This is a genomic window from Streptomyces hygroscopicus subsp. hygroscopicus, assembly GCF_030269125.1.
GTDB classification, from domain to species: Bacteria; Actinomycetota; Actinomycetes; order Streptomycetales; family Streptomycetaceae; genus Streptomyces; species Streptomyces hygroscopicus_C.
In genome coordinates this window covers 45545-59568 of the sequence record NZ_BSSM01000027.1, presented here as the reverse complement: position 1 = coordinate 59568, position 14024 = coordinate 45545, and the positions used below count along the sequence as shown (strand labels likewise).

The 14024-nt window shown below is 74.7% G+C and carries 14 protein-coding genes; 6 read left to right on the top strand and 8 right to left on the bottom strand.

Annotated elements, in window-relative coordinates; genetic code table 11:
• Positions 1 to 85: 85 nt before the first annotated feature.
• Both QSK45_RS36605 and QSK45_RS36600 read right to left on the bottom strand, forming a co-directional pair.
• Positions 86 to 532, bottom strand: a complete 447-nt coding sequence (locus tag QSK45_RS36605; protein WP_285563267.1) for a hypothetical protein — start codon at positions 530 to 532, stop codon at positions 86 to 88.
• Positions 533 to 604: 72 nt separating this feature from the next.
• Positions 605 to 1249, bottom strand: a complete 645-nt coding sequence (locus QSK45_RS36600) for a carbonic anhydrase (RefSeq protein ID WP_285563266.1) — start codon at positions 1247 to 1249, stop codon at positions 605 to 607.
• Positions 1250 to 1720: 471 nt separating this feature from the next.
• Here QSK45_RS36600 and QSK45_RS36595 point away from each other — a divergent pair, with 471 nt between their 5' ends.
• Positions 1721 to 2563: a MurR/RpiR family transcriptional regulator gene (locus QSK45_RS36595; RefSeq protein ID WP_285563265.1), complete on the top strand. Its 843-nt coding sequence runs from the start codon at positions 1721 to 1723 to the stop codon at positions 2561 to 2563.
• Between the two features lie 173 nt (positions 2564 to 2736).
• Positions 2737 to 3291: a hypothetical protein gene (locus QSK45_RS36590; RefSeq protein ID WP_285563264.1), complete on the top strand. Its 555-nt coding sequence runs from the start codon at positions 2737 to 2739 to the stop codon at positions 3289 to 3291.
• 10 nt (positions 3292 to 3301) lie between these two features.
• Here QSK45_RS36590 and QSK45_RS36585 read toward each other — a convergent pair whose 3' ends face one another.
• The 5 genes from QSK45_RS36585 to QSK45_RS36565 all read right to left on the bottom strand — a co-directional run bounded on the left by QSK45_RS36585 (position 3302) and on the right by QSK45_RS36565 (position 7362).
• Positions 3302 to 3676 (bottom strand): roadblock/LC7 domain-containing protein, encoded by a 375-nt coding sequence (locus QSK45_RS36585; RefSeq protein WP_285563263.1) that lies wholly within the window; start codon positions 3674 to 3676, stop codon positions 3302 to 3304.
• 11 nt (positions 3677 to 3687) lie between these two features.
• Positions 3688 to 4179, bottom strand: a complete 492-nt coding sequence (locus QSK45_RS36580) for a roadblock/LC7 domain-containing protein (protein ID WP_285563262.1) — start codon at positions 4177 to 4179, stop codon at positions 3688 to 3690.
• A gap of 31 nt (positions 4180 to 4210) precedes the next feature.
• The gene (locus tag QSK45_RS36575; RefSeq protein ID WP_285563261.1) at positions 4211 to 5404 is read right to left on the bottom strand and encodes a hypothetical protein; all 1194 of its coding nucleotides are present in this window, start codon (positions 5402 to 5404) and stop codon (positions 4211 to 4213) included.
• Positions 5401 to 5784 (bottom strand): hypothetical protein, encoded by a 384-nt coding sequence (locus QSK45_RS36570; protein WP_285563260.1) that lies wholly within the window; start codon positions 5782 to 5784, stop codon positions 5401 to 5403. Before QSK45_RS36570 ends, QSK45_RS36575 begins: the two co-directional genes overlap by 4 nt.
• Before the next feature lie 180 nt (positions 5785 to 5964).
• Complete coding sequence (locus tag QSK45_RS36565; RefSeq protein ID WP_285563259.1) at positions 5965 to 7362, bottom strand: type III PLP-dependent enzyme domain-containing protein; 1398 nt, start codon at positions 7360 to 7362, stop codon at positions 5965 to 5967.
• A 138-nt stretch (positions 7363 to 7500) separates the two neighbouring features.
• Here QSK45_RS36565 and hutU point away from each other — a divergent pair, with 138 nt between their 5' ends.
• From hutU to hutI, 4 genes are all read left to right on the top strand, one after another.
• A complete protein-coding gene (gene hutU / locus QSK45_RS36560; protein ID WP_285563258.1) occupies positions 7501 to 9165 on the top strand; it encodes a urocanate hydratase in 1665 nt (554 codons plus the stop codon).
• Between the two features lie 89 nt (positions 9166 to 9254).
• The gene (locus QSK45_RS36555) at positions 9255 to 10457 is read left to right on the top strand and encodes an allantoate amidohydrolase (protein WP_285563312.1); all 1203 of its coding nucleotides are present in this window, start codon (positions 9255 to 9257) and stop codon (positions 10455 to 10457) included.
• Entirely contained in the window at positions 10454 to 11788 is a 1335-nt protein-coding gene (locus tag QSK45_RS36550; RefSeq protein ID WP_285563257.1) for a formimidoylglutamate deiminase, read from the top strand. Before QSK45_RS36555 ends, QSK45_RS36550 begins: the two co-directional genes overlap by 4 nt.
• A 25-nt stretch (positions 11789 to 11813) precedes the next feature.
• A complete protein-coding gene (gene hutI / locus QSK45_RS36545) occupies positions 11814 to 12989 on the top strand; it encodes an imidazolonepropionase (protein WP_285563256.1) in 1176 nt (391 codons plus the stop codon).
• Between the two features lie 106 nt (positions 12990 to 13095).
• Here hutI and QSK45_RS36540 read toward each other — a convergent pair whose 3' ends face one another.
• Positions 13096 to 13992, bottom strand: a complete 897-nt coding sequence (locus QSK45_RS36540) for an RNA polymerase sigma factor SigF (RefSeq protein WP_285563255.1) — start codon at positions 13990 to 13992, stop codon at positions 13096 to 13098.
• Positions 13993 to 14024 lie beyond the last annotated feature (32 nt).

Below are 14024 nucleotides of genomic sequence, written 5' to 3'. Positions count from 1 at the left end.
CCTCCGCCCGGCGGCCAAGGAGTCACGGGGCGCGATTCCTCCCGGTATCCATGGTCCGCCGGGGCTGCTCGCCCCCGGTGGACCGTCAGTCGTCCCCGCCGGACCGGGACCGCAGCCCGGACAGCAGCTCCGGGCGCTGGCGTATCGCCTGGGCCGCGTTGACACCGACGATCCCGATCCACGCGACCACCATGCCGGCGCGGCCCGTGAGGGCGCCGGCGATGGCGGACAGCGGGATGGCCAGGACCAGGGTGAGCAGGGCGAACCCGTACCGCTCGCCCCAGGAGTCCACCGGGTTCGGGTGCCGGGTGGTGCCACGCGCGGCCGCCATCTGCTGCTCTGCCAGCTGCCGCCGCACCCGGCGGTCCACCGCGCCGTCGAGCCGCTGCTCCACCTTCTCCAGGAAGGACTCGACCAGGGCGGAGTCGTAGTCGTCCCCCAGGTCCCTGCGGGCCCGGACGGTCGCGTCGAGGTCCTTCCGCAGCTCGGCGTCGCCCTTGAGTCCGACGTCCTGCGGGTCACGTGCGCTCATGTGCTCACCCTAGAAAACGCCGGGCCCCCGCCGCACTGGGGAAAGCCCCCCTGTAGGGGTGGTGCGAACCCCTCAGGGAAGCAGTGACACCAGCCCCGACCCGGCGTCGAGCCGCGCGGCCACCACCCGGGCGGCCCCGAAGGCGGGATCGGCCCTGATCGCGTCCCGCACCCATGTGGTCTGGGCCCGCAGGGTGTGCTCCGCCCAGTCGCCGGGCCGGCCCCGGGTGCGCCGGGCGGCCGGGGCGATCTCCTCGACCAGCAGCTCCAGATGGGCCGGCACCGGCGCCCCGGTGCGCAGCCGCTCCAGTGTGGCGGCGACCGCGGCGCACCGCTCGTGTCCGAGGACCAGCACGAGCGGTGCGCCGAGTTCCTGGACGCCGTACTGCACGGAGCCGAGCACGGCCTCGTCCAGCACCTGCCCGGCGGTGCGGACGCACAGCAGCTCCCCGAGCGCCTGGTCGAGGACCAGCTCCGGCGGGGCGGGGGCGTCCACGCAGCCGAGGACCACCGCGTGCGGCCGCCGCCCGGTGGGACGGCCGTACGGCCGCCGGGCATGGCCGCGGGCGTAGCGGACGTTGCCGGCGAGGAGTTCGTCCAGGACGGCCGCGGCGGCGGGCCGGGGCTCGTCCGCGCCGCGCGGGGGGACGAGGGAGGGACGGTGGGGACGGGGTGCGGGCGCGGTCGGCGTCCGTAAGGCCCGGTGGGGGGTGGCCATGACGCTTCCTCGGTGTCGTGCCAGTAGTGTTCACCGTAAGCAGGCGTGCCATCACTCTGGGTGTCTGTTTAGCGACACTTGGTCGTTTCCTCGGCGGATCATCGCCGCCGCGATACCGGCTCTTGAACGGCGTCTTCCTGTGCGGCGTCTCCTTGGGCGGTGCCGCACGGAACCCCGGTCGTGCCCCGCGCCCGTCGTCACTCCCGGCAGCCGTTCGGCGAGCGGTCCGAGGCGAGCGGCTCCCGTTCCACGCCGGGGCGCGGCATCGCCGCGGTGTTCCGGTGCGGTCGGCCGGGTCCCCGATGCGCGGGGGCGGCTTCTCCGGGCCGGAAGGGAGGAGGGGCGCGGCCGCGCGGGTCCAGGCTGTATAACGGTATACAGCGAAACCTTGTCTGAATATCCGGTCCGTGTCCGGCACGGCCTCGGCGCTGTACTCTCCCGGGGCGTCGAGGATCCGAGGGGGAGTACGTGATGAGCGGGACCGACAGCCCGGCCAACCGGTTGCAGGCGCTCTTCGAGGGCCACCGGCTCACGCCGACCCAGCGTCGTATCGCGCACAGCATGGTGCGGCGCGCCGCCGACGTGCCCTTCCTCTCCAGCGTGGAGCTGGCCGAACTGGCCGGGGTCAGCCAGCCGTCGGTGACCCGGTTCGCGGTCGCCCTCGGCTTCGACGGGTATCCCGCGCTGCGCCGGCATCTGCGCGAGGTCGTGCCCGCCGAGCCCGCGCCGGAGAACGGCGCGCACAACGAGTACCAGCTCGCCGTCGAGGCCGAGATCGAGAACCTGCGGCACCTCGCGGAGCTGCTCGCCGATCCGCGTCCGGTGCGGCAGGCGGGCCGGGTCCTCGCGGCCTCGCGCCCGCTGCCGGTGCTCGGGCTGCGCGCCGCCGCCTCCCAGGCGTACGGCTTCGCGTACTTCGCCGCCAAGGTCCACCCGGACGTCCGCCTGCTCGACGAGGGCGGCACGATGATCCAGGACCGCGTCGACGCCGCCGTCCGCGCGGGCGCCAGCGCCCTGCTGTGCTTCGCGCTGCCCCGGCATCCGCGCGAGGTGGTCGACACCCTCGCCTACGCCAAGGACGTGGGCCTGACCGTCGTCACCGTCGCGGACTCCGCCTTCGCGCCCGTCGCCAAGTACTCGGACCTGCTGCTGCCCGCCGCCGTCGGCACCGGTCTCGCCTTCGACACCGCGTGCGCGCCCATGCTGCTGGGCCGGGTGCTGCTGGAGGCGGTCTGCGACGACCTGCCGGACGCGCAGGCCCGTCTGGAGGAGTTCGACGCGAAGGCCGCCGCGCGGGGTCTCTTCGTGGAGTGAACCCGGTCCTCTCAGGTTCGTCTCACGTTCTCCCGTTAGAGTCCCCGCCGGACAGACACCGCTGGGGACTCGTGACACGGGAGGCTGACGTGGCGCGCGCGGGACGCAGAGAAGACGGCGAACGCGGAGTACGCGGAGTACGCGGAGTACGCGGAGGACACGGACTGGCCCGGGTGGCCGTCGTCGTACGGGCGGGGGCCGCCCCGCTGTGGTGGTTCGGGGTGGTGGCCGCCGGAGTCGGCGCCGTGCCCGAGGGACTGACGGGGCGCCGGATCGGGGTGCTCGCCGGGGTCGCGCTCTTCGTCGTCGGCGCGGCGGTGGTCGCGTCGGCGCGCCGGCGCCGGTACGACGCGCTCGCCCGGGGCGTCGTCCGCGCGGGCAGGCACGACGTGCTCCAGGACCGCGCGGTGACCGTGCGCGCCTGGCGCCGCGGGCACCGCTGGTGGCTCGTGTCGGCCTGGGTCGTCGCGATCGGCTCGGCCTTCGTGGTGCCGGTCGCGGGCGGGCTGCTGCTGGCCGGGTGCGGCGCCGGGCTGTGGTGGAAGGCGGCGTGGCTCGGGCGGCGCGAACGGGCCCTGGAGACCCTGCTCTGGGTGCGCGTCGACTGGCTCGACCGGCGGGGCGGCCGCCCGGCGGGCAAGGCGGTCAGGGGCCTGCGCGGTACGGGTGTCGCGGCCGGCGACGCGGCCCCGGGCGGGGCGCGCCGCCGTACCGCGGCCCTCGTCTGACCGGGCGGTCCTAGACCTCCAGGTCCTCCTCGATCCGCTTCAGCTGGTGGCGGGCCATCGCCAGGTTGGCGCGGGTGGAGTCCAGGACCAGGTAGAGGAACAGGCCGTTGCCGCCGCGCCCCTGGAGGAGGCGGATCAGGTGGTACTGGTCGGAGAGCGTGATGAGGATGTCCTCGATCTCGCTCTTGAGGCCCAGCATCTCCATCGTGCGCATCTTGGCGCGGATCACATCGGTGTTGCCGGCGGCGGCCACGTTCAGGTCGAAGGTCTTGCTGCCGCCCATCGTGCCCAGCGCCATCCCGCTGGTGTAGTCGACGAGCGCGACGCCGGTGGCGCCCTCGATCGAGGTCAGCGCCTCTTTGAGGGCGGTCTCGGTGTTGGCCATGTCGGGTCCTCTCAACTGTCGGTCGTGGTGCGTGCGGTGGTCGTGCGCGGCGTCCGGGTGCTCCGGGCGCGCGCGGGAGCGGAGGTCTGGCGTGCGGAGGCGTCGCGGGCGGCGGCCGCGGCCTCGGCGGCGTCCAGGAGTTCGCCGATCCGGGCGCCGGAGCGGCGGCCCTCCAGATGCAGCCGGCCGACGTTGACCCGGTCCTGCGCGAGCAGGGTCAGTACGGCGCTGCGGCCGGCCGCGTAGGTGGCGACGTAGCCGCGCTCGCCGCGCACCAGCAGTTCGCGCAGGCCGCCGTTGCCGGTGGCGTCGGCGACCCGTACGGCGACGCCGAGCGCGGCCGCGGTCAGCGCCGCGAGCCCCTCGGGGTCGACGCCGGGCGTGTCATGGGCGACGACGAGTCCGTCGACGCCGGCCGTGAGCGCGCCGGTGAGCTGCGGCACCCGGGTGCGCAGCCGGTGCAGCTCCTCCAGGACGGTCCGGAGGTCGTCCTCGGACACCATCAGCTCTCTCCTCTCGGCGGGGCGTGGCCGTTCAAAGCGCCTCCAGCGCATCCCTGAGCCTCTTCAGCAGCGCGATGTCGGGGTCGGTGACCGGGGGCAGGGGCGGGGGAGGGTTCCGGGCCCGTTCCGGTGCGGTCGTGGGGGTCGTGGGTGCGGGCGGCCGCGGGGCCGCGGGCCTCAGGTGCCCGGCCGCGGCCAGCCTGCGGACGTCGACCAGCGTGTGGAACGCCTGCCGGCCCAGCTCCCGGGCGATGTCCGCGGCGGTACGGGTGCCGTCCACGAGGTCCAGGACCGCGCGTTGGCGGGGGGTGACGGAGGTGGGGCGGGCGCGGCGGCCCGTCGCCCGCCCGCCGGGTCCGGGCGCTCGGCCCGCGGCCGGGGCCGGCCGGACCGGCCGGGCGGCGCCCGCGGCCGGGTGGACCGGCGGGGCGGTGCCCGCGGCCGGGTGGACCGGCGGGGCGGTGCCCCGGGCCGGGCCCTGCGGGCCCACCGGAGCCGTTCCCGAGGCCGGGTCACCGTGGGGCGCCGGGGCGGTCGCGGTGGCCGGGTCACCGTGGGGCGCCGGGGCGGTCGCGGTGGCCTGGTCACCGTGGGGCGCCGGGGCGGTCGCGGCGGCCTGGTCACCGTGGGGCGCCGGGGCGGTCGCGGCGGCCGGGTCACCGTGGGGCGGCCGGGCCGCCGCCGCGGCCGGGTGCGCGCGGACCAAGGGGGCGGTGTCCGCGGCCGGGTCGGGCCACAGCCGGTGCAGTTGCAGCCGGCGGCGCAGGGTCTCGCGTTCGAGCGCGACCACCGGGACCGAGGGCAGCGGCCCGGTGCGGGGCGCGCCGTCGTAGTGGAACCGGCCCGGGGTGCTGCTCGGCGCGAGGGCGAAGTACCCGGCGTCGTACAGCGCGTCCAGATGGCACAGCTCCAGGGCGCCCGCCGGTAACAGCCCGGACTCCAGGAGGAGTTCGGCCGCGCGCAACGGACCCTCGCTCGCGGCCGCGGCCCGCTGCCAGGCGGCGGTCGCCAGGGTGCCGTGGGCCGTGAGGAGCACGTCGAGGCCCGGGGCGAGGGGACTCTCGGCGTGCACCACCCGGCCCTCGGCGAGGTACAGGGTGCCGTGCTCGCGGACCAGGACGCCGGTGGCCCGTTCCTCGGCCAGCCGGGTCAGCATCGGGGACAGCGCGCGGGTGGCGGACCTGTCCCGCACCGGCAGCGGCGGCGGCGTACGGACCACGGTCATCCCAGCACCAGGCGGGCGGCCATCTCGCCGAGCCGTATGCGGGCGAGCGCGAGGTTGCCCTCCTCGCGGCCCAGCCACAGGTGCAGGAACACGCTGCTGTCGAAGGACGTGTCCACGAACCGCAGCAGGTGGTAGCTGTCCGCGTTGGTCACGATCACGTCCTCCACCGGCGGGCGGTCCGCCCCCCGGGCCGTGAACGTGCCGTGCTCCGCGGCCAGCCGGGCCAGCTCGGCGGCCTCGGCGGCGGCCGTCTCGTGATCGCCGCCGGGGGCCTCCCCGACCGTGCCGAGCGCGAGGCCGCTCGTCCAGTCCACCAGCGCGGCACCCCGGGCACCGGGCAATCGCATCGCTTCCAGCAGGCACTCGTCGATTCCGGGCACCGCGTGGCTCCCCTCCCGCCTGGGACTCCGGATGAGTGACCCCGACACTACGCAACGTGCGGGAGAGGGGTGAGCTGTTCGGCATTTTCCAGTGGAACATGCTTACGGCGTACTAGTGTTGCCCAACTGGCCTGTGAGCCACCGGAGTTGATCCATTTGTCCGAGTGAACCGGGGGCGCGTCAACGGCTCCCGGGTGTACACAGGGCGGTGAGCGCCGACGCGTGCGCGCCCCCGGACTCCGCCACCACCTCCGCGACCGTCTGGGGCTCCCGTACCGTGGCGAAGGCGACGCCTCCCGCGCCGTCCGGCCCGAAGCCGTGGATCCCGGGGCGGGCGAGGGAGTTGTAGGCGTAGTGGTGCGCGAAGTAGTACGCGCCCGTGTCCAGCGCCGCCGCGTAGTCCCCCTGCTCCAGTGCGGGCAGCGCCCGCCCCTCGGCGAGCAGGTCGCCCGAGAAGCAGGCGGGGCCCGCCACGTCCTGCACCACCTCGGGACCCGGCTTGGGCCGCCCCTCCCCGTCGTACGCGGCGATCCGCAGCGGCCACGCCCCCGGCGCGTACACGGTCCGCGTCGCCACCTGCACCCCCGCGTGCGTCACCGCGATCCGCCGCCCGCCCGAGCGCTTGGCGTACTCCACCCGCGCCACCACCGTGCCGTGCTTCGCCAGCAGCGACCGTCCGAACTCGGTCACCAGCCCGTACCGCCCCGCGCGCAGCCCCGGCACCTGCTCGGCCAGCAGCCGCGCGTACCGCGCGTAGGTCGGCGCCGTCGCCTCCCCCGCGAAGTTCACCGGCAGCCCGCCGCCGATGTCGAGCGTGTCGACCTGCCGCCGCCCCACCCGCGCGTTGATCTCCTCCGCCAGCGCGAACGTCTCCGCCACGCCCCGTGCCAGCAGCGGCAGCGGAATGCCCTGCGAGCCGGTGTGCGCGTGCAGCCGGGTCAGCCACGGCCGCTCCGTGTACGCCCGTACGACCCACTCGCGGGCCCCCTCGTCGCGCAGCGCCACCCCGAACTTCGAGGTCTCGGTCGCCGTCGACGTCGCCCCGATGCTGCCGGCGCCGATCTGCGGGTTGACCCGGATGCCGAGCGGGGACCGGAGGGGCGCGGCGGTCGCGCCCCCCGCGCCGCGGGCGGGGACCAGGGCGTCCAGGCGGTCCAGCTCCTGCGGGTTGTCGGCGTTCACGGCGATGCCCAGTGCCAGCGCCTCGCGCAGCTCCGCCGGGGTCTTGGCGGGCGAGTCCAGCACGGTCCGCGCCGCCGGCACGCCGGCCGCGCGCGCCAGTGCCAGCTCGCCGGGGCTCGCCACCTCGGCGCCGACGCCCTCCTCGTGCAGCAGCCGCAGCACCGGCACCAGCGGGGTCGCCTTCACCGCGAACGCGTGCAGCACCGGGGTGCCGGGCGCGAGCACCGCCTCGAACGCCGTCCGCAGCGCCGCCGCCGACTCCCGGATGCCCCGCACGTCGAGCAGCCCCACCACGGCCGCGTCGGGGCCCAGCAGGCCCTGCTCCACGGCGGCGCGCACCGCCTCGTCCCGGCGCGCGGCGCGCTCCCTCGCCTCGGCCTCGACATCGTGGTCCACAGCGCTTCCCTCCTGTCGGCGGCTGGCTGCTTCCAGCCAAACACCCGGGACGCGCGGACGGGGCCGCCCCGGTGTATTGACTAGTTCTATTCAGGAAGTCAGGATGTGAATAGACGTAGCAACAGCAGGAGGCAGACGATGTCGGGACCCCGCCCCGTACGAGCACCGCGCGGCACGGAACTCAGCGCCCTGGGCTGGCAGCAGGAGGCCGCCCTGCGCATGCTGCAGAACAACCTCGACCCCGAGGTGGCCGAGCACCCCGACAAGCTCGTCGTCTACGGCGGCACCGGCAAGGCCGCCCGTGACTGGCGCTCCTTCGACGCGATGGTGCGCACCCTGCGCACCCTCAAGCAGGACGAGACCATGCTGGTCCAGTCCGGCCGCCCGGTCGGCGTGATGCAGACCCACGAGTGGGCGCCGCGCGTCCTCATCGCCAACTCCAACCTGGTCGGCGACTGGGCCAACTGGGAGGAGTTCCGCCGCCTGGAGGCCCTCGGCCTGACCATGTACGGCCAGATGACCGCCGGTTCCTGGATCTACATCGGCACGCAGGGCATCCTCCAGGGCACCTACGAGACCTTCGCCGCCGTCGCCGCGAAGAAGTTCGGCGGCACCCTGGCCGGAACCATCACCCTCACCGCCGGCCTCGGCGGCATGGGCGGCGCCCAGCCGCTCGCGGTCACCATGAACGACGGCGTCGCCATCTGCATCGACTGCGACCCGCGTGCCATCGACCGCCGCATCGAGCACCGCTACCTGGACGTCAAGGCCGACAACCTCGACCACGCCCTCCAGCTCGCGACCGAGGCCCGCGACGCCCGCCGCCCGCTGTCCGTCGGCGTCCTCGGCAACGCGGCCGAGCTGGTCCCGCAGCTGCTCGCGATGAACGCCCCCATCGACATCGTCACCGACCAGACCTCCGCCCACGACCCCCTGGCCTACCTGCCGGTCGGCGTGGCCTTCGAGGACATGGCCGACGCCGCCGCCAAGGACCCGGCCGGGTTCACCACGCGGGCCCGCGAGTCCATGGCCAGGCACGTCGAGGCCATGGTCGGCTTCCTGGACGCCGGCGCCGAGGTCTTCGACTACGGCAACTCCATCCGCGGTGAGGCCCGACTCGCCGGTTACGACCGGGCCTTCGCCTTCCCCGGCTTCGTCCCCGCCTACATCCGGCCGCTGTTCTGCGAGGGCAAGGGCCCCTTCCGCTGGGCCGCGCTGTCCGGCGAGGCGGCGGACATCGCCAAGACCGACAAGGCGATCCTCGACCTCTTCCCGGAGAACGAGTCCCTCGCGCGCTGGATCAAGATGGCCGGCGAGCGGGTCCACTTCCAGGGCCTGCCCGCGCGCATCTGCTGGCTCGGCTACGGCGAGCGGGACAAGGCCGGCGAGCGGTTCAACGACATGGTGGCCTCCGGCGAGCTGGCGGCACCGCTGGCGATCGGCCGCGACCACCTCGACTGCGGGTCCGTCGCCTCGCCGTACCGCGAGACCGAGGCCATGCTCGACGGCTCCGACGCGATCGCCGACTGGCCGCTGCTGAACGCCATGGTCAACGTGGCCTCGGGCGCGTCCTGGGTGTCCATCCACCACGGCGGCGGTGTGGGCATGGGCCGGTCCATCCACGCCGGTCAGGTCACGGTGGCCGACGGCACGAAGCTCGGCGGCGAGAAGATCCGGCGCGTGCTCACCAACGACCCGGGGACGGGCGTCATCCGGCATGTGGACGCCGGGTACGACATCGCGGAGGACGTCGCCCGTGAGCGGGGCGTCCGGGTGCCGATGCGTGAGGGTGACGGCGCGTGAGTCAGGACCGGGGCGGGCGAACCGCCCTGCGGAACGCCCGCCCGCGGCCGGGCGGCCCCGGCGTCGCGAGCGGTTCCTCCTTCCACGAGATGTGGGCCGAGCTGCTCCCCGTCGGCCGCGACGCCGGCTCCGGTGGGTACCGGCGCTACGCCTGGACCGGGCCCGACGCCGAGTGCCGGGCCTGGTTCAGGCAGCAGGCCGAGGGGCGCGGGCTGGCCTACGAGGTCGACCGGAACGGGAACCAGTGGGCCTGGCTCGGGGACCCGGCCGCCGGGGACGCCGTGGTCACCGGGTCGCACCTGGACTCCGTGCCGGACGGCGGGGCCTTCGACGGGCCCCTCGGGGTGGTGTCCTCCTTCGCCGCGCTCGACGAACTGCTCCGCAAGGGGGCCCGGTTCACCCGGCCCCTCGCCATCGTCAACTTCGGCGACGAGGAAGGGGCCCGGTTCGGGCTCGCCTGCGTCGGCTCGCGGCTGACCTCGGGCGCGCTGACGGTCGAGGACGCGCACCGGCTCACCGACGGGGACGGGATCACCCTGCCCCGGGCCATGGAGGCCGCCGGGTACGACCCCGAGGCCATCGGGCCCGACCCCGAACGGCTGGCCCGGATCGGCGCCTTCGTCGAACTGCACGTCGAACAGGGCCGCGCCCTGGACCTGTCCGGCGACCGGGTCGGCGTCGCCAGCGCCATCTGGCCGCACGGGCGCTGGCGGTTCGACTTCCGGGGCGAGGCCAACCACGCCGGCACCACCCGTCTGGCCGACCGCCACGACCCGATGCTGTCGTACGCGGAGACCGTGCTCGCCGCCCGCCGGGAGGCCGAACTCGCCGGTGCCGTCGCCACCTTCGGCAAGATCGCGGTGGACCCGGGCGGCGTCAACGCGATCCCCTCGCGGGTGCGCGGCTGGCTCGACTCCCGCGCCGCCGACCAGGAGACCCTGGACACGGTGGTCGGCGGCATCGAGAAGGCGGCCCGGGAGTACGCGGACGCGCACGGCGTGGACCTGGACGTCGTACGGGAGTCCTTCACCCCCGTCGTGGAGTTCGACCACGCGCTGCGCGACGAACTCGGCCGCATCCTGGGCCGGGACACCGGCCTGACGGTGCCCGTCCTCGGCACCGGCGCCGGACACGACGCCGGGATCCTCTCGGGGAGCATCCCCACCGCCATGCTGTTCGTGCGCAACCCCACCGGTGTCTCGCACTCCCCGGCCGAGTTCGCGGCCGAGGACGACTGCGTGGCCGGGGTGTGCGCGCTCGCCGACGTACTGGAAGGGCTGGCCTGCAGGTGACCAAGGCGACCTACTGGTTGGAGCACGCCTGGCTCGGCGACCGCGTCGAGCCGGGGGTGCTGGTCGAGACCGGGGACGGGCGGATCGGTGCCGTGCGCACCGGGGCGTCCGTCCCGCCGCCCGGCGCCGAGGTGCTGCGCGGCCTCACCCTGCCCGGACTGGCGAACGCCCACAGCCACGCCTTCCACCGGGCGCTGCGCGGCACCGTCCAGATCGGCTCCGGCACCTTCTGGACCTGGCGCGAGGTGATGTACTCCGTCGCCGACCGGCTGACCCCGGACACGTACCACGCGCTCGCCCGCGCGGTGTACGCCGAGATGGCGCTGGCCGGCATCACCTGTGTGGGCGAGTTCCACTACGTGCACCACGCCCACGGCGGCACCCCCTACGCCGACCCCAACGCCATGGGCGAGGCACTGATCGCGGCCGCCGCCGAGGCCGGCATCCGGATCACCCTCCTCGACACCTGCTACCTCTCGGCCGGTTTCGGGCGGGCCCCCGACACCCACCAGCTCCGCTTCTCCGACGGCAGCGCGGAGGCATGGGCCGAACGCTGCGCGGCGCTCAAGGAACGGGATCACGCGCGGATCGGGGCGGCGATCCACTCCGTACGGGCCGTGCCCGCCGACCAGCTGGCGACCGTGGCCCACTGGGCCGAGGAGCGGCGGGCCCCGCTGCACGTGCACCTGTCGGAGCAGACCGCCGAGAACGACGCCTGCCTCGCCGCGCACGGCCGCACCCCCGCCCGGCTGCTCGCCGACCACGGCGTCCTCGGGCCGCGCACCACCGGGGTGCACAACACCCACCTCACCGACGAGGACATCGCCCTGCTCGGCGGGTCGCGCACCGGCACCTGCATGTGCCCGACCACCGAACGCGACCTCGCCGACGGCATCGGCCCGGCCGCCGCCCTCCAGCGGGCGGGCTCCCCGCTCTCCCTCGGCTCCGACAGCCACGCCGTCATCGACCTGCTCGAAGAGGCGCGCGCGATGGAGCTGAACGAGCGGCTGCGCACCCGCACCCGGGGCCACTGGACGGCCGCCGCCCTGCTGCGGGCCGCCACCGCCGACGGCCACGCCGCCCTCGGCTGGGACGAGGCCGGCCGGATCGAGCCGGGCGCGCTCGCCGACCTGACGACGATCGCCCTGGACTCGGTCAGGACCGCGGGCCCGGAGCCCCGGCTGGGCGCCGAGACGGCCGTGTTCGCGGCGGGGGCGGCCGACGTACGGCATACGGTCGTGGGCGGCCGGCGGATCGTGCGCGACGGCGCGCACACGCTCGTACCGGACGTGCCCCGCGCGCTGGCCGCGGCCGTCGAAGCCCTGCGCTGACCCCGATCGCCCCCACGAGGACACCATGAGCAGCAGCACCGTCATCACCGACATCGCCGCACTGGTCACCAACGACCCCTCTCTCGGCGACGCCTCCCCGCTCGGCCTGATCCGGGACGCGGCCGTCGTCATCGAGGGCGACCGCGTCGCGTGGACCGGTGAGTCGAGCAGGGCACCCGCCACCGACAACCGGGTCGACGCGGGCGGCCGGGCGGTGCTGCCGGGGTTCGTGGACTCCCACTCCCACCTGGTCTTCGCCGGGGACCGCACCCAGGAGTTCAACGCCCGGATGTCCGGCCGCTCCTACTCCGCGGGCGGCATCCGCACCACCGTCGCCGCCACCCGCGCCGCGAGCGACGCGGAACTGGAGGCCAACCTCACCCGCTACCTGGCCGAGGCGCTGCGCCAGGGCACGACCACCTTCGAGACCAAGTCGGGCTACGGCCTGACCGTCGAGGACGAGGCCCGCGCGCTGCGCATCGCGGCCAGGCACACCGACGAGGTGACGTACCTCGGCGCGCACATCGTCTCCCCCGACTACGCCGACGACCCGGCGGCCTACGTCGCCCTGGTCACCGGCGAGATGCTGGACGCCTGCGCCCCGCACGCCCGCTGGATCGACGTGTTCTGCGAGAAGGGCGCCTTCGACGGCGACCAGGCCCGCGCCATCCTCACCGCGGGCAGGGCGAAGGGCCTGCACCCGCGCATCCACGCCAACCAGCTCTCCTACGGCCCCGGCGTGCGGCTGGCCGTGGAGCTGGACGCGGCCAGCGCCGACCACTGCACCCACCTCACGGACGCCGACGTCGACGCCCTGGCCGACGGTGACACGGTCGCCACGCTGCTGCCCGGCGCCGAGTTCTCCACCCGCGCCGAGTGGCCGGACGCCCGCCGGCTGCTGGACGCGGGTGTCACCGTCGCCCTGTCCACGGACTGCAACCCGGGCTCGTCCTTCACGTCCTCCGTGCCCTTCTGCATCGCCCTGGCCGTGCGCGACATGGGCATGACGCCCGACGAGGCCGTCTGGTCCGCCACGGCGGGCGGTGCCGCGGCCCTGCGCCGCACCGACATCGGCCGCCTCGTCCCCGGCGCCCGCGCCGACCTGACCCTCCTCGACGCCCCGAGCCACGTCCACCTCGCCTACCGGCCGGGCGTGCCCCTGGTCCGCGGGGTGTGGCGGAGCGGCGTGCGCGTGGTGTGAGCAGGGCGGCCCGGCAGGGCGCGCACACGCCGAAGCGGCCCGGACGAGGAATCCGGGCCGCTTCCGCGGTGCGTGGGGGGACGGAGGGGGACGGTCGTCCCGGGAGTCATTCCTCCACCGTGAGTCCCTTGCGCAGGCGTACCAGCGTGCGGGACAGCAGGCGGGACACGTGCATCTGGGAGATGCCGAGTTCCTCGCCGATCTCCGACTGGGTCATGTTGGCCACGAAGCGCAGGGAGAGGATCTTCCGGTCGCGCTGGGGCAGCCCGGCGATCAGGGGCTTGAGGGACTCGATGTACTCGATGCCCTCGATCCCGTGGTCCTCGTAGCCGATGCGGTCCGCGAGCGCGCCCTCGGTCTCGTCCTCCTCGGGCTGGGCGTCCAGCGAGGAGGCGGTGTAGGCGTTCGAGGCGGCCATGCCCTCGACGACCTCGTCGTCCGAGATGCCGAGGCGCTCGGCCAGCTCCGTCACCGTCGGCGCGCGGTCCAGCTGCTGGGCCAGCTCGTCCCCGGCCTTGGCCAGGTCCAGGCGCAGCTCCTGCAGCCGGCGCGGTACGCGCACGGACCAGGAGGTGTCACGGAAGAAGCGCTTGATCTCGCCGATGATGGTCGGCATCGCGAAAGTGGGGAACTCGACGCCGCGGGCCAGCTCGAAACGGTCGATCGCCTTGATCAGGCCGATGGTGCCGACCTGGATGATGTCCTCCATCGGCTCGCTGCGCGAGCGGAAGCGGGAGGCGGCGAACTTGACGAGCGCGAGGTTCAGCTCGACGAGGGTGTTGCGCACGTACGCGTAGTCGTGCGTCCCTTCCTCCAGCACCTCGAGGCGCTCGAAGAGGGTCTTGGACAGGGCCCGCGCGTCGACGGGGCCGATCTCGTCGTACGGGGGGATCTCCGGGAGTCCCTCGAAGGGGTCGTGGAGATCGATGGGATGATCCAGTTGTTCCGGTGGGGGTGTCGACGTCGCGGTCGGGGTGGACGAGGCGTCGAGCCGGGGTGACATGGGTGTCCTCCATCGTTCTCGGCATACGGCTG

Coding starts and splice junctions, on each gene's coding strand:
- QSK45_RS36585 (WP_285563263.1), bottom strand. CDS start 3,676: ATGGCCAACACCGAGACCGCCCTCAAAGAGGCGCTGACCTCGATCGAG.
- QSK45_RS36540 (WP_285563255.1), bottom strand. CDS start 13,992: ATGTCACCCCGGCTCGACGCCTCGTCCACCCCGACCGCGACGTCGACA.
- QSK45_RS36605 (WP_285563267.1), bottom strand. CDS start 532: ATGAGCGCACGTGACCCGCAGGACGTCGGACTCAAGGGCGACGCCGAG.
- hutU (WP_285563258.1), top strand. CDS start 7,501: ATGTCGGGACCCCGCCCCGTACGAGCACCGCGCGGCACGGAACTCAGC.
- QSK45_RS36595 (WP_285563265.1), top strand. CDS start 1,721: ATGAGCGGGACCGACAGCCCGGCCAACCGGTTGCAGGCGCTCTTCGAG.
- QSK45_RS36555 (WP_285563312.1), top strand. CDS start 9,255: ATGTGGGCCGAGCTGCTCCCCGTCGGCCGCGACGCCGGCTCCGGTGGG.
- QSK45_RS36580 (WP_285563262.1), bottom strand. CDS start 4,179: ATGGTGTCCGAGGACGACCTCCGGACCGTCCTGGAGGAGCTGCACCGG.
- QSK45_RS36575 (WP_285563261.1), bottom strand. CDS start 5,404: ATGACCGTGGTCCGTACGCCGCCGCCGCTGCCGGTGCGGGACAGGTCC.
- hutI (WP_285563256.1), top strand. CDS start 11,814: ATGAGCAGCAGCACCGTCATCACCGACATCGCCGCACTGGTCACCAAC.
- QSK45_RS36600 (WP_285563266.1), bottom strand. CDS start 1,249: ATGGCCACCCCCCACCGGGCCTTACGGACGCCGACCGCGCCCGCACCC.